The sequence below is a fragment of the Vibrio tritonius genome (assembly GCF_001547935.1).
GTDB lineage: Bacteria > Pseudomonadota > Gammaproteobacteria > Enterobacterales > Vibrionaceae > Vibrio > Vibrio tritonius.
The window spans coordinates 481,506-505,882 of the sequence record NZ_AP014635.1 but is presented as its reverse complement, the minus strand read 5'-3'; the positions used below and the strand labels follow the sequence as shown (position 1 = coordinate 505,882).

Below are 24,377 nucleotides of genomic sequence, written 5' to 3'. Positions count from 1 at the left end.
ACAGAGACAACAATGGCTACCCTCGGGTAGCCATTTTATTCTTAACATCAATGTGATTTTTTACAGCAAATTGAGACTTAGTGAGCGAGTTGATGCTGCTGTTCCAATAACCAGCTGGTCCATGCTTCCATCCCTTCACCACTGCGCGCAGAGAGTTTAAGAATCTGGATCTCTGGGTTCACTTTCTTCGCATTTTCAATGCACTGCTCAACATCAAAATCAACATAAGGCAGTAGGTCGATTTTGTTGATGATCATTAAACGCGAAGCCGCAAACATATTCGGGTATTTAAGCGGTTTATCGGCACCTTCGGTAACAGACAAGATCACCACTTTGCAGAACTCGCCTAAGTCAAAGCTGGCTGGACAGACCAAGTTACCGACGTTTTCGATAAACAGCACACCTTGGTCTAACTGCCCTAGCTGATGGTAGGCTTGATGAATCATGTCTGCATCCAGATGGCATCCTTTACCGGTATTCACTTGAATAGCAGGCACTTGAGTTGCACGGATCCGATCCGCATCATTACTGGTTTGCTGATCGCCTTCGATCACAGCACAGCCAACTTTCTGTTTGATCTGTTCGATCGTTTCGGTCAGCAAGGTGGTTTTACCTGATCCTGGGCTGGACATCAGATTCAATACCAATTGATTCTGCTCGATAAAATGCGCGCGGTTATGTTCAGCGACCTGATTGTTTTTCCCCAAGATGTCTTGTTCTAGGGTAATCAACTGCTTTTGCGATACCCCAGCCACATGGGTTTGCGCTTCACCTTGACCAAAATGCAGATCGCCATTGCTCGCTACCACACCTTCATGGTCATGGTGATGAGAATGCTGATGGTCATGATGATGTGGCTCATCATGCGTGTGTTCGTGCTCATGGGTATGGTGATGAGAGTGCGCATGTTCACTACTCTCATACCCGTGGTTTTGTTCCCCAACGTGATAATGCACATGGTGGTGAACATCGCCATTGTGGTAGTAGTGATGATGAATCACTACGGGTTGAGATGAGCTATTGTCACTGGCGTGATGTTCATGGTGATGTGGTTCATCATGATGATGACCATGAGAGTGCTGATGCGAATGCTCGTGGTCATGACTATGTTCATGCTCGTGACTATGTTCGTGCTCGTGAGCATGGGCGTGTGAATGTTCATGAGCATGGTCATGCTCGTGATGGTGACCTTCCACATGGCTGTCACCGCAGCCGCAAACCGTACACATTACTATTCTACCTCGATATTTTTAATCTGGAGTTCTTCACCCGTTTCGACTCTGATGTTGTAGCTATTACACTTAGGGCACGCATCCATATGACTACTGATATCAACGTGACTGCCACAATCCAAACACGTACCACTTGCTGGCACCATTTCAATCGATAACTGCGCCCCTTCCGCCACTGTTTCACGGCTAGCAAACTCAATCCCTGTGCGCAAAGCGTCAGGTTCGATACAAGAGAGCGCCCCAATACTCAAAGTTAACCCCGTCACCTTATTAACGCGATGCTTACGCGCCTGTTCAACGACGATGTCGACCGTTTTTAAACTAATGGATAATTCATGCATGGCTGCCTCCTAACAAATCCGTGGCAGCAATTCCCCAACTGGGAAATCAAGATAACGCTTACTTCCCCATGGGCTGCACAGCACAGGTTTAGCAGGGCTACCCGCCACCACTTCACCGATGATGGCCGCTTGCGGCTGAAAACCTTGTAACACGTCGAGCGTCATCGCCGCTTGCTCCGCAGGAACCGCAATAATAAAGGTGCCTTCATTGGCCAAATCATATGGTTCAAAACCAAAGAGTTCGCACACGCCTTTCACTGCGGCATCCACAGGAATCGCTTGTTCTTGCAAACGCATCTGCACGTTGGAGCTTTGACACCATTCATTAAGCACGGCGGCTAACCCGCCGCGGGTGGCATCTCGCATCGCATGTGGCGTAATGCCGCTGCTGAGCAATTGACTTACGACTGGCCAAAGCGTGGCACAGTCACTTTTAATCTCACTTTCTAAGCGTAGGGATTCACGTGCCGCCAGCACACAAGCCCCATGGCGACCAATATCTCGTGATACCAATAACACATCACCCACTTGAAGCTGGCTTGCCGATACGTTCGGCAACAGAATCTCGCCCACGCCAGTGGTATTGATAAACACTTTGTCGGCGCAGCCTTTAGGCACCACTTTGGTATCGCCACACACGATCACCGCACCAGTGGGCACAATCTCCTGCGCCATGGTATCGACGATTTTTTCTAACTCACTAAAGGCAAATCCTTCTTCCAGAATAAAGCTACAAGTCAGATATTTAGGCTGTGCTGCAACCATAGCCAAATCGTTGGTGGTTCCCGCAATCGCCAGCGAACCAATGTTGCCACCAGCAAAAAATAGCGGCTCAACAGTAAAGCTATCGGTGGTCATCGCCACTTGACCATTGAGGGTTAAGGTTGCCGCATCTTCTGCTTTCAAAAATGGGTTTTCAAAACGACGAAAGAAAATCTCATGGATGAACTCATTCATCTCCCGTCCGCCACCACCGTGGCTTAGTTGCACCTGCTGTGGACGACTCATGACAGGGTTTCCTCCATAATTCCGGCATAACGATAATAGGCATTACATGCCCCTTCAGAACTCACCATACAACTGCCCATAGGCCGAGTTGGCGTACACGCTTTGCCAAACACTTTGCAGTCGGCTGGGGTCGCTAAACCACGCAAGATATCGCCGCAGCGACACGCTTTATGATCCGCCACCGAGTGAGTGGGCAAAATGGCTTTAAATTCCCGTTCCGCATCGCGGTGTGCGTATTCATCACGCAAACGTAGCGCTGAGTTAGGAATCGGCCCTAAGCCTCGCCAATTAAAGGATTCGCGCACTGTGAATATCTTCTCGATGAGCTTTTGGGCTGCCATGTTCCCTGCCATAGACACCACACGTTTATACTGAATATCAAGGCGTGCAGCACGTTCAACCGCTTGCTCCACCAGCATCAATACCGACTCCAATACATCAACCGGTTCAAACCCTGCGACCACAATTGGAATATGGTGCTGATCCACAATCGGTTGATAAATTTTTGCCCCCGTAATGGTGCTCACATGAGAGGGGCCAATAAAGGCATTGACCGGTGTTTGTTGGTCGGCCATCACCACATGCATCGCGGGTGGCACGAGTACATGGTTAATATGAAAATAGAGATTGGCTAAGCCACGTTTTTCCGCTAAATCGACTAACACCGCCGTCATGGGCGTGGTGGTTTCAAAACCGATGGCAAAGAAGACCACTTTCTTATCCGGATTCTGCTCAGCAATTTTGAGGGTATCCATCGGGTCGTAAACCGGTTCAACCTTGCCACCTTTGGCACGACATTGTGCCAAAGAGAGTTTCGAGCCAGGCACGCGAATCATATCGCCAAGGCACACCAAGATAACCCCATCGGTCATTGCCAAAGCAATCGCCTGATCGATACGCTCTTTTGGCATCACGCAAACCGGACAACCTGGACCATGGACAAAATGGAGATTATCGGGCAGCAGCTGTTTTAAGCCATATTTCATGATGGTATGGGTATGCCCACCGCACACCTCCATGATGTACAACGGCTGTGTAAGCTCGCTTGCTTTAAGAGCGATTTTCTCCGCTAGAGCTTGTACCACTTGTGGCTGACGATAGGCGGCATAGAGTTGGCTGCTATTACTCATAACATAACCTGCATATGATCCTGCTCCATCTCGCTCAGCAGTGATTGATACATTTTGAGGTTTTCCTCCGCCTCCTGTTGGTTAATTTTGCTGATCGCAAAACCAACATGAATCAGCAGGTGTTCGCCTACTTCAACCGGTTCGTCAATTAAGCTGATACTCACTTCACGAATGACGCCTAAGGTTTCAACCTTGGCTGTCGCGTTGTCGTTATCCACACTCACGACACTGGATGGAATACATAAACACATAGTCTTATTCTCTTGTGTCACTCGAAGGCTTGTTATTCAGCCTTCCATTGCTAAATTTTGTTGATGATGAATGCCATACCAGAGTTGGCCGGCAGCAACGCCACCATCGTTAACAGGAATCACTTTGCCCGTCATCCATTGGTGACCTTGTGCACTTAGCTGCTCCGTCACACGATTTAATAACTGGCGGTTTTGAAATACGCCCCCAGACAACACCACAGGCAACTCTGGATAATCATTGGCTAAACTCACAATGGCATTCGCAAGCTCATCAATCAGCCTGCGACTCACTTGGTTTTGCCACTGCGGTGTAACAGCGTCGGCATGTCGAACTAAACACGCGAGCATTGGCCACCAATCCAACTGTTTTTGCTCATTCCAAATAAGCGACCATTGGTCGGACAAAGCCTCTTGTACAGCTTTATCTTGGTTTGGACACCTATGATCTAAAAACTCTTTATCCTTTGATAAATATGAATTTTTACTATTTTCATCATTAACACGTACAGCTTTTGGATCATTTGGACACCTATGATCCAAAAGCTCTACACACTGCTCCATCACCAGCCCACTTTCCCCTTCAAAATCCGGTGTAATCACCAGCTCAATCAGCGCAGCAACCCCATCAAACAGGCGACCAATCGATGAGGTATAAGGGGAGTGTTTCTCTGCGAGCCATAACTGATGAAGGTTGATAAATCGGTCATGGGACCAAGAACGAAACAGAGGTAGCGCCAAGGCTTCTATTTCACTCACAGACAACTGCTCTAACAGCATCGCAAAGACTATTCGGGCTGGCTCGAAAATCGCCTGTTCACGACCAATCAAACGAAATGGTCTCAGGTGCGCTACACGCTGATAACTATGAATATCAGCCACTAACACTTCCCCGCCCCACACGGTGCCATCGTCCCCCCAACCGGTGCCATCAAAAGCAAAACCCAGCACAGAATCTGTATAGCTATGTTCCGCCATCACCGCCAACAAGTGAGCGTAATGGTGTGAGAGGGCTTGAATCTGTCCTGCTTGTTGATGAAGAAACTGCGTTGAAAAATAACCGGGATGACGGTCGCCACACCACTGCTGAGGCGTGGTTTTGTACAAGGATGGGAAATAGTCAGTCATTGCGACAAAGCGCTGCTGGGTATCGATATCATCGATATCACCAAGATAAGGAGAGAGCATCCACTGGCCAGGAATCGCAAAAGCAACGCTCGATTTTTGCTGCGCCCCAACCGCCATAATGGGATGTTCAATCCCCTCACATGCTTGGCTATAAGGAGCGTAACCGCGCGCCATGCGCAAAGTTCGTATCGCGCCAGCAGCTAAGTGAACCACGCTATCATCACAAGCGTTTACTATCTCGCGGTTGTGATTAAGCACTCCATCAAGTTGTCCACCAAACTGCTCGACAACTTGGCTCATCTCAATCGCTAGCGGCACACCAGAGACATTGGCACTGGTCATCACCAAGGCGGTGGTCTGCCATTTTTGTAGCTCATCAAACAGCAGCAGATGCAAAGGCGTATAAGGCAGCATCACCCCAAGATAACGCATGCGAGGTGCAACCGATGGAGCCACTGCAAAGCACTTAGACTGAGCATCGTCACGCAGTTTCATTAATACAATTGGCGCGGCTTGCGAGCTCAAAGCTTGCCACTCTAATAGCTCGCCACAAACCAATTGCTCGGCGCTGGCAACATCGCGCACCATGACCGCCAACGGCTTTCTTTGTCGGTGTTTTAAAGCGCGTAACTTCTGCACTGCCACTTCATTTTGCCCATCACAAACTAAATGAAATCCGCCAAGACCTTTAACGGCAATCACCCCTCCCTGCCCAATCACCTCTGCAGCTTGGATTATGGCTAAATCTCGTTGCTTTGTTTTGATTTGGGTTTGGGTTTGGGTTTGGTCATATCGACCATGCGCCGGAGCATGCCAAGTCACTTGTGGGCCACAAACATCGCAGCTCACCGGCTGGGCGTGGTAACGACGGTCTAACGGATTGTGATAAGCCCGCGCGCAGTCAGGACAGAGCTCAAACTCGGCCATCGAAGTAAATTCACGGTCATATGGCAGCTGCTTGATAATCGAAAAACGCGGGCCACAATTGGTGCAGTTGATAAAGGGATAGTGGTAGTAGCGAGAATGAGGGTCGCGTAGCTCACGGGCACAATCGCCGCACATGGCTTGATCTGGAGACACACTCACCGAGACTTGGTTTTCGCGCTCACTGTGCACAATGGTAAAAGCGTCGACCTGATGTGGGCTCTGGTAAGCGACGGTAATTTGGTCAACCCGAGAAAGCGGCGGCGCAGACCGATGCAGCTCGGCAATAAACAGATCTAAACGCTCGCTCAATCCTTGCACATCAATATGAACGCCAGAAGCATCATTGCAAACCGAACCTAATAGCTGATGACGAGTAGCTAACTGGTAGACGAAAGGGCGAAACCCCACGCCTTGTACCACTCCGCTAATCTCTATTAGGCGACGAGAAAGCATGCAAAAGCTCCGAGGGTTAAGCGAAAGCCATAATTCATTTGCACCATGTTATTCTGCATTATTAATTCAAATCATGAATTATAAAATCAGATAACCTCCGGCTAGATAAACCAATAACTCTCAGCAGTTCAATAAGTAATTGGTGCCTATTTTATCGAACCTATTTGGAATATACAGAGGTGAGAGTTGACTCAAATCAATCCCAAGCCAAACAATTTTTTCGTGCTTGTTTATTATTATTTTTTGTTCTAAAGAAATGGATATTAATGGAAATAAAAATATAAAAAGCACCGAAATTTACGTGCTATTTATATTTGTAAAATGACATTCCAACTATGGTAGTTCAATAATTCTTTCTGGATGAGAATAAATATTAGCGCGACCACGACGACAATAGCCGCACAGGGTTAAATTAAGTTGTTCTGCCATCTCCACCGCCATATTAGTGGCAGCCGAAACAGCAAATAATATTTCGACCCCACTGGCGACGACTTTTTGCACCATTTCAAAACTGGCGCGACTGGTAACTAAAATTGCCCCTTGGCGTTTTTGCTCTCTAGCAATCCAACCAACCAATTTATCCAGAGCAATATGACGGCCCACATCTTCAAAAATGGCTTCTATTTCCCCCGCTTGATTAAGGTAAGCGGCCGCATGAGAAGAGCCCGTCATTTGGTTCAGTTCTTGGTGATCAAAAAGACTATCGAGGGCAGTTTGCAGCTTATCCATATCAAACCGTACTGAGCTTGGTAGCGGCTGACGATAACGACACACTGAATCCAATTTTTCTGTGCCGCAGATACCACAGCCTGTCATTCCAGCCAAAGAGCGGCGTTTTTCTTTCAAACGCTCAACGCAGCGATTGGCTACCTGAACGTTGACTGTAATACCATTGTCTTGCGGTTGAATGTCTACATCATGGACATCTTTCATTTGGTCGATAATGCCTTCAGTTAGGGCAAAACCAACCGCAAACTCTTCCAAATCCATCGGAGTACACATCATCACCGTATAAGCAACGCCATTAAATTCAATCGCAACAGGCGTCTCTTGAATTAAGGCATCCGGTTTGGTTTGCCAATCTTTGCCTTGCTCATAACGTACGATCGATTTCTCTTTATAGGCTGGGAAATCGACGGGTGACAACTCAACACTCATTTTTGTATCCTTCTGTTTGCCTTACACTTCTGGCAAATAATCTTTGCTACTGATACCCATTTTCTGCATACGAGAAAGCAACGTAGTTCGTTTCAAACCCAACTTAGCCGCAGCCCCACGAGCGCCAGCTACGATACCATTACAGTCGCGCAATGTCTGAATTATCACATCGCGATCCATATCGTTATTGGATTTGGTGTTACTGTCTTGCTCATCATCAACATCATCTAAATCGAGTCCGAGGCTAAGCAGCTCTTCAACAGGCACATTAAGGACATCACCACGAGTTAAGATCACGGAACGTTCAATAAAATTACGCAGTTGGCGGACATTTCCCGGCCAACTAAATGCACTTAGCGCGCGCATTGAACTGTTCGCAACCGCCGAAATGTTCTTGCCCATTTTTTTCGAGATAGTGCGCGTGAAGTGTTTGACTAACAAAGGAATATCTTCGGGACGCTCACGCAGTGGCGGGATCTGAATTGGGAAAATATTGAGGCGATAATAAAGATCGCTACGGAAAGTTTTCTCCTGCACCATGGAGAGCAAATCGGCATTGGTGGCAACCAAAATGCGCACATCAACGGGAATCAGTTGGTTTTTACCCACCCGTTCAATTTCACTTTCTTGTAGTGCACGCAACAACTTAGGTTGCAATTCAATCGGCATATCACCAATTTCATCTAAGAACAAAGTGCCGTTATTGGCTTGCTCAAATCGTCCGACTCGACTGCTGATCGCGCCAGTAAATGCCCCTTTTTCGTGACCAAACAGTTCACTTTCAAACAACCCTTCTGGCACCGCTGCACAGTTCATTTTCACCATGCGTTTCTGACTACGCCGACTCATCTTATGAATCGCTCGTGCAATCAGCTCTTTCCCGGTGCCCGTTTCACCCAAAATCATCACGGTACTGTCGCAATCGGCCACCATCGCCACTTGGTCGAGCACCTTATTCATTGATTCGCTTTGACTAATAATATCATCAAAAATCAGATGCTTATCATAGCTATCTTCAATCGATACATATTCACTTTTCGGCATCATTTTGGTGTGCGCTTCGTGCACATTAACACTGTGCATCGCTAATGCCACTCGCGCCGCCACTTGCTGCAAGGTATCAATATCCATGCTTTGCATCTGTTTGTCCTGACGCATCATATAAGCGATGTAGCCCACTTTCATGCGACGGAAAATCAACGGCATCACAATAATTTGGGTGATATCATCGGCAAACTGTAGGGTATTTTTTTGGTCTTCCATTTTGGCAAGAAGCTTCTTATCCAAATAGACCACTTCATTTTTGTTTACTGCGGCGAGAAAGGCGGAATCATCGGTAAAGAAATGGCTTTGTTGATACACCTGACCATCCGCCATCCGACTGGTACTTTGCGTATAAAGTCCTTGATTGATATCGATAAGAGCGAGATCCGTCACCGAAAAATGCTGATAGATACACTGCTGCAAAGAACTCAATAGCATTTCTTTATTGCTTTGGCTGATCACCGCATTGGTGACATCAACCAAGATATGATAATTGTCCCGCTCGTGACTGATCTGTTTCGTCATGGAACTGGTTAACTCATGATCAAGAACATGAGTAACAAAGGACACTATCATGCTGTTTTGTAAACGAAACTGACGCTCTCCATCTTCCAGCTCATCCACTTGGGGGTTAATAAACTCAATAAAACCGATTTGTTGGTTCATTGATTTAAGCGGGATTTTGCAATAATGATGAATATCGGAATAGGCAGGATGCTCAGCGAAGTGCGGGTGGGAATAATAAAAACTAACGCCATCTAAATTATATAAGCCATCATCATAAGGCATACTGTATAAATCGTATTCCTGATGGTAAAAAGCTTCGCGATGAACGCGATTTTGCTCATCTACATAATAAAGAACAGATTCATCAGATTGACCACAACGCAATATGATGTTGATCTTATCTACTTGTAAAAAAGCACACTCTTCACTGTTAAGAAATATCAACAAGTCAGCGGTATCGTTAATCGATAACATTGCCTTGGAGAATATCATTAATTCTTGGGCTATTTGATTCATGGCATTAATAAAAAGGCTCTTTAGTTGCACGTATAATACCGCATACTAAAAGAGCCTTCTTTGATCTTAATTCACTAAGATCCTAAATTATCAGGAACTTAATTTACTAAAATCTTAATTATGCCTGTTCAACGTGTGATCTTAGGCGAGCTTTCATATTACTGTATTCAGTTTTCACGTAATTTTCAGCCCACGCGGTATCTTCGATCGCTTCCACTTTCACTGCACAATATTTATATTCAGGTGTGCTTGAAATTGGGTCGACACGTTCGATAGTTAGCTCGTTACAAGCACCTACCCACCATTGGTAAGTCATGTAAATAGCACCTTTATTCACACGAGGGTTCACATTCGCACGAGTAATCACTTTACCGCGACGAGATGAAACCCAGATCAGTTGCTGATCTTTGATGCCATATTTAGTCGCATCTTCAGGGTTGATTTGTGCAAATCCAGGTTCATCAGCCAAGGTGGTTAGTGCAGTACAGTTACCAGTCATAGAACGGCAAGAGTAGTGGCCCACTTCACGGACAGTTGAAAGCACCAATGGGTAATCCGCATCAGGTTGTTCAACAGGAGCACGCCATTCAGCACCCAAGAATTTACCTTTACCTGAAGGCATAGAGAATTTATTACCTTCAAATAGATAAGGAGTACCAGGGTCTGCTTCATCGACACATGGCCATTGCACGCCTTTAAGGCCAGCCATTTTTTCGTAGGTTGCACCTTCATACAGAGGGCATAGGTGACGCATTTCGTCCCAGATTTCTTCAGTGTTATTAAAGTGCATTGGGTAACCCATGCGAGTTGCCAATAGGCTGAAGATTTCCCAGTCTGGTTTCACATCTGGTGGCGGAGTCACTGCTTTGTAGAAGCGTTGGAAACCGCGGTCAGCACTTGAGTAAACGCCTTCGTGCTCACCCCAACTGGTGGATGGGAAGATAATGTCGGCACGTTCTGCAGTTTTAGTCATAAAGATATCTTGGACGATAACCAATTCAAGATCGCTCAATGTTTTACGCATTTGTGCTAAGTCAGCTTCAGTTTGAGCAGGGTCTTCACCGAAGATGTAGTAAGCCTTACATACGCCTTCAGCCACTTTATGACCTACTTCAGTAATGCGGTAGCCCGGTTTGTGAGACAGTTTCACACCCCATGCTTTTTCGAATTTTTCACGAATTGTATCATCAGTAACAGGTTGGTAACCAGGGTATTGATGAGGCAACATGCCCATATCACAAGTCCCTTGTACGTTGTTTTGACCACGTACTGGACCTACGCCCACACCGCGACGACCAAAGTTACCGGTCATCATAGCAAGACCAGCCAAACCGCGAACTACGTCCACTGCTTGACCAAATTGGGTTACACCCATACCCCATAGAATCATAGATTCAGAGGCATTTGCGTAAGTGCGAGCCGCTTGACGAATCTCTTCACCACGTACACCAGTGATGTGTTCTACTTCTTCAGGACAGTAGTTCATCACGGTTTTACGGAATTCTTCAAAACCTTCAGTGTAACGTTGCACGTAATCTACATCGTAAAGGTTTTCATCAATCAAGGTGTAAGCAATCGCGTTAACCACCGCCATGTTAGAACCATTTTTCAATGGAACCCATTGGTCAGCGATACGAACGGATTCGATTTTACGCGGGTCACACACGATCACTTTCGCGCCATTGGCTTTCGCTTTGAAAACTTGACGCGCGATAACAGGGTGAGAATCCGCGACGTTATAACCAAAGAACAGCAAACATTTAGATTCTGCAATTTCGTTGATTGAGTTACTCATCGCACCGTTACCTACGGTGGATTCTAGACCTGATACAGATGGAGCGTGACAAACACGCGCACAGTGGTCGACGTTGTTAGTACCAATAACCGCACGAGCAAATTTTTGCATCACATAGTTTGCTTCGTTACCAGGACCACGAGCAGAACCTGTAGTCATGATAGAATCAGCGCCGTATTTTTCTTTAATTGCCGTTAAACGTTCAACAGCGAAATCTAACGCTTCATCCCAAGAAACCGCTTCAAGTTTTGAGTCACGAGTACGGCGAATCATTGGGTGTTTTAGACGTGGAGTCAAAAGGTTGGTGTCATTTAAGAAGTCCCAACCATAGTAACCTTTCAAACATAGGTTACCTTCGTTAGTACGACCCATAGCAGGTTCTGCACCAACAACCTTGTCGTTTTCAACAAGTAAATTCAGTTTGCACCCAGTGCCACAGTAAGGGCAAACAGCAATGGATTTTTTCATATTAACCTTCTTAAATCAGACAGTGATACCAGCAGCGCGAGTGGCCGCTTCTTCGCGTTTTTGCTGACTGGTTTGTTGAAGTTCATCAGAATTAATCATACTGATAGCACCAGTTGGGCAAACTTCTACACAAGCCGGACCATTTTCACGGTGAGAACATAAATCACATTTAATCGCCTGTGATTTAGGCACTTTACGGCTGAATAAAGCCGCAGCACCGTGATTTTCTTCTACCATTGAGGTTACAACCGCCATTGCGCCAAATGGGCAAGCAACAGCGCAGGTTTTACAACCAATGCAGCGAGATTGAATCACCTTAACAAAACCATCTTCATGGACGATGGCGTTGTTAGGACAAACTTGAGCACAAGGAGCGTCGTCACACTGACGACACATGACAGGAGTGGTAACCTGCGCATTTTTCACCAACTGCAGGCGAGGGACAAAACTCTCAGCATTCTGCAGCGTGCCTGAACATCCTTCTTGGTGAGAAATCGCGCACGCTACTTCACAAGTTCGACAACCAATACATTTAGTGGCGTCTGCAAAGACAAAACGATTCATGCGATATCCTTCTAGTGTCGGTACACCAGAGTTAAAAAACTCTAATGCCTATTAAGCACGAGACGTGCCAATCTTTCAGTTGAGTAAAAAGACAAAATAACTCACTGTTTTATATTTATTTTTAAACATAGCTCACGATAAATATCGTTTAATAACACTGTCATTACAGCTCTCTATCTCGTCAGTCGACATTAGTGACGAACACCAATGACACTAGTGACGAGCTAGCAGAACTAGCAATGAGCAAAACCGCCGTCACCTTCCCAGTTAGGTAAACACTGGTAGAGATGTTCGACAGCTTTTCTTACCGCCGGAGTCATGGGGTAAGAAAATCCAACTTGTTCTGGCTGAATACCAATAAAGGTCACTTCCGGAACAAAGGTTTTTAGTTCATTGAGTAAGAAATTGAGAGGCAGACTGTGAGTAGAAACCAAAAACATGTCGGCACTGGTTTCTTGCTCAATCACGCGAATTTCACCAACTTGCTCGCCGAAATCGGCCGCATCGACCACCACGACTCGTTGTGGCTGCGCCCGACGAATCAAATGCAAGGTGTCTTCTGGCATGGTGCCACCATCCAACACATCCCATGCACCAAGAGGGTTTTCACGACATAGCTTCGCCAACAAAGGGCCAGCAGCATCATCCCCCATCATGTAGTTACCGACGGTGAGTAAAATCTGTTGGCTCATTGTCCACCTCGAATCATCAAATACATATTGGGTTCGTGATAGATTGCCGTTAACACTTCAATAAAACCCTTGGTGAGTTCACGACTTTTAACGCTTTGTTGCGCTTGGTCGATTCGGTCAAACGCCAATGCCAACATATTGATGTGTTCGGGGAACACGGTGATTTCCCCGAACATAAGAAACCCTTTCATTTTGCGATACGCTTCGCTTTCAGGGTCTAACGCTGAAATCCAGTCCAAATATTCTGTGCCACTGCAGGTCATGGCAGCACTTAAGCAATCGACAATCCCCAAGTGGTGACCGATGGCTAAGGTGTAATACATCACCTGTTTGGCAGATTGAGGGATGTCATCTTTCTCATCGACAAACTTGCGAGTTAGACGATAAAAATAGACTTCTCCGTTTAAATGGCGAGACTCAGCGACATCCATGACACGCTCCTTGAGGCTCGCCACCGGTTAACTGCATCATCACACCGCGCATCAAGGTGTTTACGATTTCGGTCAAACGGGGATCGGCATGTTCATCAAGATACGCTTTCACATTCTGATCAACCGTATTAGCATCACTCGCTTCAAGCACATCCATCAGTTCATTGGAGATTCGTTTACCAGCACGATAGCCAGCTAACACACGTGCTTCACGCTCAATCATCACGCGAATATCTAAAGGAATACCGGTATGACGCAACGTGGCCGGTTCTTTGTCAGCTTGGTGCTCTTTGCTATGCATTTTTTGCTCAAGCAGACCCAAGGCAACCGCAAAACCATACAGGGTTGCAGCAGGTGTTGGAGGACAGCCTGGGATATAAACGTCAACAGGAACGATTTTGTCAGTGCCACCCCACACACAGTAAAGATCGTGGAAAATGCCGCCATCACAACCACATGCGCCGTAAGAGACCACAATTTTAGGATCAGGAGCCGCTTCATAAGCGCGTATTGCCGGTGCACGCATCGCACGAGTGACTGCGCCAGTGAATAATAAGATGTCGGCATGACGAGGTGACGCGACGACTTTGATACCAAAGCGTTCGGTATCGTAAACAGGTGTAGTTGCAGCAAAAATTTCGATTTCACAGCCGTTACAACCACCGCAGTCAACACGATACACATAAGCAGAGCGTTTGATCTCTTTAATCAACACCTGTTTGAGTTTTTCATGTTCAGGAGAAAGTGGAATAGGCACTGTCTGAGTATGGTTGATGCCTGATAACTGTTTTATGCCTTTCATGCTTCTTCCTTCTCTTGACGCTGTGCGATTTCTGCAGGAGTGGCAATAAAGCGTTGGTGAGCAATGCTTTCACCATCCAGCATATTGGCTTTACGACGACATTCAGGACACGTTTCCAACTGCACGCGACGCATCACTAAATGCTCACCTGTTAACCCAGATTGTTCCAAGGTATCAATCACGTAATTGAGCAGTTTTTTTGCCACAAATGGGCGATCACAGCAGGTACATTTCGCCAGTTTGAACTCAGCACTTTCATACAAATCAGCTTTATTGGTTACCGCCAATTCAAACTGTGGCGTTAGCTCGATGGCGTGTGTTGGACACACTTCTTCACAACGGCCGCAGTAAATACAGCGAGCCAAGGAAAGCTCCCAACGACGGCTGCCTTTGGCTTCATCGGTTTCCATGATCAATGCGTTAGCAGGACAGGCGCGTGTACACGCGCCACAAGAGATACACTGGCTAGCATTGAGCTCAGGTTTACCACGAAAATCCGGAGCCACTTCGAACGGGGCAAAGGGATATTTTTCAGTGACATCCCCTGCTTTTAAGATGGTTTTAAGTAACTTGATCATGATGTTCCCTACCACGCTTTGAGCGGTGAGTTTTTACGGTTCACGCTGTATTGCTCAATCGCTTTATATGGAATGGTTTGACTGCGTTTTTTCTTGGTGTCGACGATGGTGACGCGGTCAGTACAAGAGTAACAAGGGTCCAAACTACCAATGATCAACGGTGCATCGGCCACTGTGTTACCACGCAGCATGTAACGCAATGTTGGCCAGTTTGCATAAGTCGCCGCACGGCAACGCCAACGGAACACTTTCTGGTTATCACCCGTCATACTCCAATGTACGTTTTCACCACGAGGAGCTTCGGTATACCCCAACGCAAATTTGTGCGGTACGTAAGTAAAGCCTTCAGTCAAAATCGCGCCCGGTGGTAAGTGATCCAAACCAAATTCAATGATGTTTAATGAATTGAATACTTCACGAACACGCACCAAAACACGCGCCTGTACGTCACCGGTATCAAGGTGTTGCAGTTCTATAGGCACTTGTGAGTAAGCTTCAAGGTGAGCACCATGCACAACACGAGCATCACGAGCAAAGCCACTACCACGAATCATTGGGCCTACTGGGCTAAAATCACGAGCAATGTCTTTCGCTAATACACCCACACCACACAAACGGCTATCGATGTTTGGTGTAGCAAGGAGCATATCGACTAATTCACTAAAGGTTTTTCGCGCTTCACGAACCAAAGCAATGCCTTTTTGGCGTTGCTCTTTAAGGATGTCGCGACGCACACCACCAATTAGGTTCATGCCGTAGGTTTTACGCGCACCTGTTAGAATTTCAGCCAATTCCATGGTTTTTTCACGCACACGGAAGAACTGCATGAAGCCAGTATCGAACCCAACAAAGTGGCTAGATAAACCGATATTAAGTAAGTGACTGTGCAGGCGTTCTACTTCCAGCAATACGGTACGAATCATTTGGGCGCGTTCAGGCACATCAATTTGCAGCGCAGTTTCTACTGAGTTGTTGTAACCCACACTGTGAGTGAAGCCGCAGATACCACACACGCGGTCAGCCAAGAAACCCACTTCATGGTAACCCATGCGCGTTTCAGCCAGTTTTTCCATACCACGGTGTACATAGAACATGCGGTAGTCTGCATCGACGATATCTTCCCCATCCACGAACAGACGGAAGTGACCTGGTTCATCGGAGGTAATGTGCAATGGACCAACTGGTACAATGCGGTTTGAATCGTCACCAATTTCATTTAAGAACGGGTAGTTCTCAGTATCGGTGGTTGGCTCTGGACGTTGACGATAGTCCATTGCGTCTTTGCGCAGTGGGTGCAGATTTTCTGGCCAGTCATCAGGTAGCACCAAACGGCGTTCGTCAGGTAGGCCAACAGGGCGCAAACCAAACATGTCGCGAATTTCACGCTCGCCCCATACCGCGGCAGGAATGTGCGGTGTGATAGAGATAAACTCTTCACTGCTCGCATCCACCAGCACTTTCACGACCACCCAGCTTTTCACGTCACCTTCCATTGAAAGGGCGTGATACACCGCAAAGTGACCGTTGATACTGCGTTCGTCGTTACCAAAGCTAACGGACAACCAACCATTTTGATCGTAGTAAAGCCATTTCATCACATCGACCAAGGCGGTCATTTTGACTGTAATCGTTACTTGGTTTTCTGCTTGCCACTCTTCTTCAAGAATGGCGGCTGGGAATAGATGACGTACCCCATCAACGTACTGTTTTCCGAGCTGACGTTGCGAGTAATCTTTCGTTTTCATATCCATTCGACATTCTCTCTCATTAGTGAGTCATTGGTGTAACTAGGTCTGCGGTGCTCGACAAATCCGTTACGGATTGCCATGGCAAATGCAGTTGTTGCAATACAGTGCTGAAGTCTTGATTAGTGATCACCAAAGTCGCTTGGTCGACACCATGTAATACCGCGCTAGGGATGTGAGTGCCCATGATCACCATCAACACCATCATTGCGACCAGTGGCACCACGGTCATGATGTTCACTTCGCCTTTGTCGACACCTTCAGGTGCTTTGCCCAACACACAAGCTGCGACCAAACGTGCCAGCCCAGCGAGAACCAGAGTCAATAGCAGTAACAAGATGATGATGAGCACTGGGTGCTGCGCATAAAGAGCAGAGCAGACAATCAAGAATTCACTGACAAATAGGTTAAATGGGGGAACACCAGCGAGTGCTAATGCACCAGCGCCAAACAGCACACCAGTCCAAGGCGCAACACGCACCACGCCTTTGATAATGCCCATGTCGCGAGTGCCGTATTTGAGCATCACGTTACCTGCGCCGCAGAACATTAGGGTTTTACCTAAGCTGTGGTTGATGACATGCAACATCGCAGCAAACACGCCCAAGGGACCTAAGCCAATCGCGAAGGTAATAAGGCCCATGTTTTCCACACTGGAGTAAGCCAACAGACGTTTGATGTCTTTTTGTACCAAGATAAAGAAGGCAGCGACGGCGACGGAAAGCAGACCGAAACCGAGCATCAGAGCTTGAGTATACCCATGACCCAAAACCTCTTGAGCCACCACTAAGTGACGCAAAATCACCATTAATGCACAATTCAACAAGCCAGCAGAAAGCAGACCAGAAACCGGGCTTGGCGCTTCAGAGTGAGCATCTGGTAGCCAAGTGTGCATAGGGAACAAGCCCACTTTGGTACCAAAACCAATGATGATAAAGATGAAGCCAATTTGAATCAGACGAGGGTCGAATTGCGCCGCATTGTCACGAATCGCTGTCCAGAAAATCGCTTGAGAAGGGTCGCCAAATACCGCGACTGCGTTGGAGTAAGTAATCACCGTACCAAATAGACCAAACGCCACACCGACGCTACACAGCATGATGTATTTCCAAGCCGCTTCGAGTGAAGAACGTTGGTAGTAAATCCCAACCAAGAACACCGAACTGACGGTGGTGGCTTCAATGGCTACCCACATCATGATGATGTTATTGGCCGTTAAAGCAATCAACATGGTTGCAAGGAACAAGTTGAATAAACCGTAGTACAGTGACACCTGACGGCTGGTCAACTCACCTTCACGAAACTCACTGCCGATATACCCCAATGAATGCAAACCGGTGATCAATGCCACTAGCCCTAGCACACCCATAAACAGAGCAGATAAGCTATCGAGTAGCAACCAATGCCCTTGCGTTTCTAGCGCGCCGTGCTCAAACACTTGCAGCGCCAGCATCCAAGTGATGATAAAGGTGGCACACACGCTAACGGTGTGAATCAGTGAAGAAAGTTTATGAAACTCCCCTTTTAAACAAGCACCTGCCAAGCTCACCAATGCAGCAAACAGAGGGATGCCAAGCAGATAGGGGAAAATAGAACTTAGAGACGTCATGCTATTACCCTTTTAATACAGTGAGTTGTTTGACGTCTAATGTGCGCAGTTTTGCGAAAATCAGACGCGCTAAAATCACCATGACAATCACAGCAAAAATAGCGTCAACGGTAATGCCGATTTCAACCAAATGCGGCGCATTGTGCGCCACCAACGCCAACGTCAACGACGAGCCGTTTTCCATCAAGCAGTAACCAAAAATCTGTTTGAGGATATTGCGTTGACTGACGATGCACAGCAAACCGATAAAGAAGTGCGCCAAAGAGACCGCCAAAATCGGTTTCAGCTCAGCAATCATCGGCAGTTGAACGGGTTCGATGGCATACAGCGAAGCAATACTGATGATGGCGACAATAAAGGCAATCCACACCGGACGAATCAATGGTTGCTCTGCCTTGGGATCCTGCATTTTGCCCAATTGAATAAACAAAATGCCCGGCACCAAAATCACTTTAGAAATGAACGCCGTCACCGACCAGCTATAAAGCTCATGGGCGTCATAACGGTGTGCAATCGCAGCAAATAGCCCAACCAACACCAACGACTGAATTGCGTATAACCAAGCTGCGTTACGCGCTTTACGGGCAATCACCACCAAAAAGGAGGTCACCACCAATAAACTGGCTAGGTTATTCATCATTAAATCACTCATAGTCTGACCTCCTTAATTGAGCCAAGCTGAGGCAATGAAACTGGACAGAACGGACATGGCAATCAGCACGACCAACATGGATTTCATTGACGCAGGCAGAGGTGAAATGTTCTCGACCTCTTCAGATGGTTTACCAACGACGGATTTACCAAACCAGTAGAGTAGCCAACCAAAGGTCGCAACAGATTCAATCAGAGCCAACACCAAGACTGGTGTTAACCAGCTGTGCTCAGCAGAGAGTTGGAAACCAGCCTCAAGCAAAGGGAATTTACTGAAGAAACCGTTGAACGGAGGTACACCCGCAATCGCCATGGCAGCGACGCAGAAGCCCACACCGAGCAATGGTGATTTGGTAATGATCCCGCGCAGTTGTGGCAACATACGAGTACCACAGGCAAAGCTCAGTGAACCTGCGACAAAGAAGAACAAGCTCTTAGCAAAGGCGTGGTTGAAGATGTAACTCACACCCGCTTTTAACGCTAAAGAAGACCCCATGGCTGCCATGGAAAGAGCAAGGAAGATATACGCCAGTTGAGTAATGGTTGAGTAAGCCAATAGACGTTTCATGTCTTTCTGTGGCAAGTACATTACGAAGCCGTAGATCATGGTGATCATGGCACCAATCACACCGACTACGCCCACTTCGATAGGCACATCACCGGCTGACAAAATGCCGCGTGCAAAAATGTACACACCCACTTTGACCATGGATGCTGCGTGCAAATAAGCACTGACCGGGGTTGGCGCGTTCATCGCATCAGGCAGCCACATGTGCATTGGCAGTTGTGCTGATTTACCCCAAGCGGCGAACAAGATGCCAAACAGTACGATCATTTTCGCGCTAGGCGTTAGGGTCGCAATCGCAGTCAGCTCAAAGGTCCCTGTTTGGATAAACAAGGTCGCTGCTGCAATAAATAAACCCAGTGACGCAATGTGAGTCACAATCAACGCTTTCAACGCAGAACGAAACGCAATCGGGGTTTGGTAGTAACCAATCAATGACCAAGAGCAGGCACCGGTGATTTCAAAAAACAGCAGTTGCCCCACCAAGGTAGATGACAATACTAAGCCTGCCATTGCACCGATGAACACCAGTAAGAATGAGTAGTAACGAGGGTCCCCTTCATGAGGATGCTCTTTGTTACCGGTGCTCATGTACCCTAAAGAGTAAATCGCAACAATCAACCCCAAACCAACAACAGCGGCAGCAATCAAGGTGCTGACTTTGTCGACGGTTAAGCCGAAGATCAATAAGTGACCAAATTGCACAATCGCAACCGACTGCGCCTCACCACCTTGCAAGAAGAAGTGATAAGCCAAAGCCCAAGTGCCCAATGTAGCGAGCGCAGCAAAGAGCTGGCAGACCCACTTAGCCGAAGTTTTGGGTACCAATAAGGTCAGGATGGCACCTAAGAACGGCACCAAAATCGTAAATAAACCGATCATCTCCATTGTAAATAAAACCTCACAATCCGATGACGTAGAAGGCTAACGACAGACCTGCAAATGAGAATGCAGACCAAGTTAGTCGACTCGTATTTAAGAAACGTACCCGAGCCATTGCGTTTTCAACCAAACCAGCCAAGAAGAACACAATGATCAATTTGCACAGCAGTACGACAGCAGCCAGTAGCAAATCAGGGAACGCTAGGGTTGCCGCTTTGCCCCACGGGATGAAAATGGCAAGGAAAAGCTGAACCACAACAAGTTGTTTCAATCCCAGACCTAACTTGACCATCGCCAAGCCAGAGCCGGAATATTCCGTTACCGGACCTTCTTGAAGTTCTTGTTCTGCTTCTGCCGCATCAAATGGCAATTTGCCCATTTCGACAAACATGGCAAACGCACAGGCAACGCCCGCAAGCACAACGGTGACCGGTTGTTGGAAGATTTCACCCAACATCCCTTGGCTGATGTAGCCTAAGTCGGTTGAGCCAACAATCATCGCCATGATAAAAATCGACAGCACGAAAATCGGTTCCACCAACACACCAAGCGTTAACTCACGCGCGCTCCCCACTCCACTGAACATGCTGTTGGAATCCAAGCCAGCCAGTGAGAAGAAGAAGCGGAAGATCGCCAATAAATAGATATCGGTAATCACATCACCTGAAATCGGAAATGGTGAGGTTTGAGTCAGCGTAGGCAGCGCCATGCCCACCAATAACATGGTGACAATCAGCACCCATGGCATGATCCAAAAGATAGGACCCGCATTGGCTGGAGCCACAGATTGGCGACGCAGCAATTTGGCAATATCGCGATAATCCTGCAGCAAACCGGGGCCACGACGTGAGTGCATTCTGGCGCGAATCATGCGCGAGAATCCGGTAGCGAGCGGTGCCAGTAGCAGCATCAATAACGCTTGTACTACAGCAAGTACGATCCAGCTCAATCCGGGCATATGAAGTTCAGCCATTATTTCGCTCCTAAATCAACGGGAAGGAAAAGCAGTGCCAGTAACGCCACAACGATGTACAAGCAGTAGATCCGGAAATCACCGCCTTGCATGCGCGTTACCCAACCACTGACTGACATGGCAGCGCGGCAAGCCGGTTGCACTAAGTAGCGATCAAAACTTGGCTCAATCGCCGCAGCAGACGTTGTCACGGCTTGCAACGAGCGCTGCATCCAACCACTTGGGTCTAATATCACGCGAATGCGATACACCGGAGCGAACATATGACGCAGAGGTTGAGTGAAACCACCAGCAGAGACGGTCATGCGGCTTTCGTAAGCGTAACCACAGGCCCAAGGATCACCTTGACGACGATTACTCAAACGACGACCTTTGAAGAAGGCCAACATCAACGCAGGAACAACCAGCAGCACCAATAAACCAATGGTGATAACCGGTGTCGACAAGATGGCTTGAGTGGTTGAGACAGGATGAAGTGACATGCCTTGATGAACAACAATTGGCGCAGCCGCTAACGTGGTGGTGGCAATGTCTGAAATCAGAGGAGAGATCCAAGGAGAACCGACACCCAACACGATACACATTACGGCTAAGAAAGCGCAGCCAAGCACCATAGGCCAGCCCACTTCGCGGGCTTCACTGGCTTTTTGCGTACGAGGCGCACCACTAAAGCAGATACCGTAAACTTTAACGAAACACATACACGCCAACGCGCCAGTAATCGCCAGCATCACCACTGCGATAGGTCCCGCAATCGACATGCTCAAAACAGATTGACGGCTTAGGTCAAACAGCGATTGATAGATAAACCATTCACTGACAAAACCATTCAGTGGTGGCAGAGCAGAAATCGCCATGGTCCCAATCAAGAAGGCTGTTGCGGTGTAAGGCATTAATTTGCCAAGACCACCCATTTTTTCCATGTCTTTGGTGTGCATGCGATAAATCACAGAGCCAGCACCTAAGAACAACAAGCCTTTAAACACCGCGTGGTTAAGCAAGTGGTATAAAGCACCCAGTAGGCCCAACGCAGCAAAAACGGGATGACCAGTTGCCATACCAATTAACGCTACACCAACCCCCATTAAGATGATGCCGACGTTTTCTACTGTGTGGTAAGCCAGTAAGCGTTTGATGTCGTGTTCTGCCAAGGCGTACATAACGCCCAGTACGGAAGAAACGGCACCAAAGACAAGCACAACATATCCCCACCACGCTTGGGTTCCACCGAGGAACACCACGCCGACTTTGATAATGCCGAACACCCCAATTTTGACCATCACACCCGACATCAGAGCCGATGCGTGTGAAGGTGCCGCAGGGTGAGCTTGAGGTAACCAACCGTGCAGTGTAATCATCCCGGCTTTAGCACCAAAACCAAAGAACGCTAATAAGAAGATGACGGAAGATTCCCATTCGGGCAGATTCAAATTGGTAAAGTCGACAAAGTTGAGTGAACCAGATGCGCGGTACAACATAAAAAACGCAATCATGATCAGCACAGAACCGGCATGAGCAATAAAGAAGTATTGCAACCCGGCTTTAACGCTTTTCTCAGTTTGTTCCACCAGCACGAGGAAGTAAGAGGCTAACGACATCATTTCAAAGAACACGATGAAGTAAAATGCGTTATCAACCACCACTAATGCCACCATAGAAGCAACAAAAAGATGGAGGAAGAAGCTGATGCCCCACGCGCCTTTACCCAAATACTCATTCATGTAATGCCATGAATAAATGGAAGCGGCGACCATGATGAGAGAAATCACCAACACCATAAACGCACCAAGTGCGTCCATATTGATAGCCAGTTGGGCAAACTCAAAAGGACTATAAAGAGTTGCCGTCAGCGCAGTGCCACCCAGCAGAGCTTGTGCAGAGCTTAGCAAGCCAAGCACACCACCAATAAAACCCAATACTCCGGATACTTTTACGATGCTCGATTCACGTTCACCGCTACCGAGTAAAGCCACTAAACTGGCGATGACATAACAGCCAATGGATATCGCCAATAACTCAAGTGTATTCGTCATTGCTATCTCTCCATCTTCGTGGCTTGGGACATTTCCGCAGCCATCTCGCGTTTTAGCGAACGAGAGTCAACCACTTCATTGTCTGTCACCATGACAATCGCATCGGTAGGACACACCTCAGCACAAGCTGGGCCCTTTTCACGAAATCCACATAAATCACACTTCACTGCGATGCTTTTAACGCCAGGTTCCCAGGCAAGAATGTCATGACCAAAAGTCTGAGGAGAGGAAGTGCAAGGATTACTTGAGCGAGGAGTGGATGGAATATAAGTATCGTAACTGTTGGCCATGGCGACCGGACGACTACCATCAAAAGCAATGGCGCCAAATGGGCAGGCAACAGCACACAAGGTACAGCCAACACATAAGGTTTCATTAATCAGTACACGATCATCTTCCTTCGTAATCGCCTGTACAGGACACACCGTAGCGCATGGTGCATCTTCACAGTGACGACACATAACAGGAACCGTCGCATCCTGATGCTTGACAACTGTCAACCGGGGATGACTCTGCAGACCTTCCTTCTTATGTACGTCGGAGCACGCTGCCATGCAGGTACCACAACCGATACATTTTTTCGGATCTGCAATCACAAAGCTCTTCATAGCATACCCTGTTAATTAAATAAGCCCTTTAGAGCAACATGTATGCCAATCTGGAATATGATTTAACAAAACCAATTAAATCATAATGTTAGAATTAAAATGTTAATAAGTTAATCCGTTTTAAAACAGAAAATTAACGTAAAATCAGTGACTTCGACACCCAGTGTCGACACTAGTGTCGAACTGAAAAACAGCGCAAAAACTTATGTGACAACTTTGTCGACTGCCAATGAAAAATTGCGATCTCTCTCATACGCCATAATTTTCAGCCATGGTAAAACAACTTCTA

21 protein-coding genes are annotated in these 24,377 nt (G+C 47.1%); all 21 read right to left on the bottom strand.

Translation table 11 applies throughout. The annotated features are described in order from the left end of the window. Positions 1–77: 77 nt before the first annotated feature. The 21 genes from hypB to JCM16456_RS02225 all read right to left on the bottom strand — a co-directional run bounded on the left by hypB (position 78) and on the right by JCM16456_RS02225 (position 24,088). Entirely contained in the window at positions 78–1,229 is a 1,152-nt protein-coding gene (gene hypB, locus JCM16456_RS02325) for a hydrogenase nickel incorporation protein HypB (RefSeq protein WP_068712025.1), read from the bottom strand. A gap of 2 nt (positions 1,230–1,231) precedes the next feature. After that, complete coding sequence (gene hypA / locus JCM16456_RS02320) at positions 1,232–1,573, bottom strand: hydrogenase maturation nickel metallochaperone HypA (protein ID WP_068712022.1); 342 nt, start codon at positions 1,571–1,573, stop codon at positions 1,232–1,234. Between the two features lie 9 nt (positions 1,574–1,582). Further along, on the bottom strand, positions 1,583–2,581 hold the full coding sequence (gene hypE, locus JCM16456_RS02315) for a hydrogenase expression/formation protein HypE (protein WP_068712021.1): 999 nt from the start codon (positions 2,579–2,581) through the stop codon (positions 1,583–1,585). Then, the gene (hypD, locus tag JCM16456_RS02310) at positions 2,578–3,711 is read right to left on the bottom strand and encodes a hydrogenase formation protein HypD (protein WP_068712020.1); all 1,134 of its coding nucleotides are present in this window, start codon (positions 3,709–3,711) and stop codon (positions 2,578–2,580) included. The genes hypE and hypD overlap by 4 nt, the downstream gene beginning before the upstream one ends. Beyond that, positions 3,708–3,962, bottom strand: a complete 255-nt coding sequence (locus tag JCM16456_RS02305) for a HypC/HybG/HupF family hydrogenase formation chaperone (RefSeq protein ID WP_068712019.1) — start codon at positions 3,960–3,962, stop codon at positions 3,708–3,710. The genes hypD and JCM16456_RS02305 overlap by 4 nt, the downstream gene beginning before the upstream one ends. A 36-nt stretch (positions 3,963–3,998) precedes the next feature. Then, positions 3,999–6,467 (bottom strand): carbamoyltransferase HypF, encoded by a 2,469-nt coding sequence (gene hypF / locus JCM16456_RS02300; protein ID WP_068712017.1) that lies wholly within the window; start codon positions 6,465–6,467, stop codon positions 3,999–4,001. Between the two features lie 333 nt (positions 6,468–6,800). Further along, positions 6,801–7,625, bottom strand: coding sequence for a formate dehydrogenase accessory sulfurtransferase FdhD (gene fdhD / locus JCM16456_RS02295; protein WP_068712012.1), 825 nt, complete (start codon positions 7,623–7,625; stop codon positions 6,801–6,803). Between the two features lie 21 nt (positions 7,626–7,646). Then, the gene (locus JCM16456_RS02290; protein ID WP_231894414.1) at positions 7,647–9,668 is read right to left on the bottom strand and encodes a sigma 54-interacting transcriptional regulator; all 2,022 of its coding nucleotides are present in this window, start codon (positions 9,666–9,668) and stop codon (positions 7,647–7,649) included. 142 nt (positions 9,669–9,810) lie between these two features. After that, positions 9,811–11,955, bottom strand: coding sequence for a formate dehydrogenase subunit alpha (fdhF, locus tag JCM16456_RS02285; RefSeq protein WP_068712008.1), 2,145 nt, complete (start codon positions 11,953–11,955; stop codon positions 9,811–9,813). 15 nt (positions 11,956–11,970) lie between these two features. Then, complete coding sequence (locus tag JCM16456_RS02280; RefSeq protein ID WP_068712006.1) at positions 11,971–12,519, bottom strand: 4Fe-4S dicluster domain-containing protein; 549 nt, start codon at positions 12,517–12,519, stop codon at positions 11,971–11,973. Between the two features lie 233 nt (positions 12,520–12,752). Then, positions 12,753–13,211, bottom strand: a complete 459-nt coding sequence (hycI, locus tag JCM16456_RS02275; protein ID WP_068712004.1) for a hydrogenase maturation peptidase HycI — start codon at positions 13,209–13,211, stop codon at positions 12,753–12,755. Next, a complete protein-coding gene (locus JCM16456_RS02270; protein ID WP_068712001.1) occupies positions 13,208–13,642 on the bottom strand; it encodes a formate hydrogenlyase maturation HycH family protein in 435 nt (144 codons plus the stop codon). The genes hycI and JCM16456_RS02270 overlap by 4 nt, the downstream gene beginning before the upstream one ends. Further along, positions 13,629–14,444 carry an NADH-quinone oxidoreductase subunit B family protein gene (locus JCM16456_RS02265; protein ID WP_068712000.1) on the bottom strand — a complete coding sequence of 272 codons (816 nt, stop codon included), beginning with the start codon at positions 14,442–14,444 and terminating at the stop codon, positions 13,629–13,631. Before JCM16456_RS02265 ends, JCM16456_RS02270 begins: the two co-directional genes overlap by 14 nt. Then, positions 14,441–15,022, bottom strand: coding sequence for a formate hydrogenlyase complex iron-sulfur subunit (locus tag JCM16456_RS02260; RefSeq protein WP_068711999.1), 582 nt, complete (start codon positions 15,020–15,022; stop codon positions 14,441–14,443). Before JCM16456_RS02260 ends, JCM16456_RS02265 begins: the two co-directional genes overlap by 4 nt. Positions 15,023–15,030: 8 nt before the next feature. After that, positions 15,031–16,773, bottom strand: coding sequence for a hydrogenase large subunit (locus JCM16456_RS02255; RefSeq protein WP_068711998.1), 1,743 nt, complete (start codon positions 16,771–16,773; stop codon positions 15,031–15,033). 16 nt (positions 16,774–16,789) lie between these two features. Next, positions 16,790–18,376, bottom strand: coding sequence for a hydrogenase 4 subunit F (locus JCM16456_RS02250; RefSeq protein WP_068711996.1), 1,587 nt, complete (start codon positions 18,374–18,376; stop codon positions 16,790–16,792). Between the two features lie 4 nt (positions 18,377–18,380). Beyond that, positions 18,381–19,028: a hydrogenase 4 membrane subunit gene (gene hyfE / locus JCM16456_RS02245; RefSeq protein WP_068711994.1), complete on the bottom strand. Its 648-nt coding sequence runs from the start codon at positions 19,026–19,028 to the stop codon at positions 18,381–18,383. A 12-nt stretch (positions 19,029–19,040) separates the two neighbouring features. Next, positions 19,041–20,480, bottom strand: coding sequence for a hydrogenase 4 subunit D (locus tag JCM16456_RS02240; RefSeq protein ID WP_068711992.1), 1,440 nt, complete (start codon positions 20,478–20,480; stop codon positions 19,041–19,043). A gap of 13 nt (positions 20,481–20,493) precedes the next feature. Then, positions 20,494–21,447 carry a respiratory chain complex I subunit 1 family protein gene (locus JCM16456_RS02235; RefSeq protein WP_068711991.1) on the bottom strand — a complete coding sequence of 318 codons (954 nt, stop codon included), beginning with the start codon at positions 21,445–21,447 and terminating at the stop codon, positions 20,494–20,496. After that, complete coding sequence (gene hyfB / locus JCM16456_RS02230; protein WP_068711990.1) at positions 21,447–23,480, bottom strand: hydrogenase 4 subunit B; 2,034 nt, start codon at positions 23,478–23,480, stop codon at positions 21,447–21,449. The genes JCM16456_RS02235 and hyfB overlap by 1 nt, the downstream gene beginning before the upstream one ends. Positions 23,481–23,482: 2 nt before the next feature. Beyond that, positions 23,483–24,088 (bottom strand): 4Fe-4S dicluster domain-containing protein, encoded by a 606-nt coding sequence (locus tag JCM16456_RS02225; RefSeq protein ID WP_068711989.1) that lies wholly within the window; start codon positions 24,086–24,088, stop codon positions 23,483–23,485. Positions 24,089–24,377 lie beyond the last annotated feature (289 nt).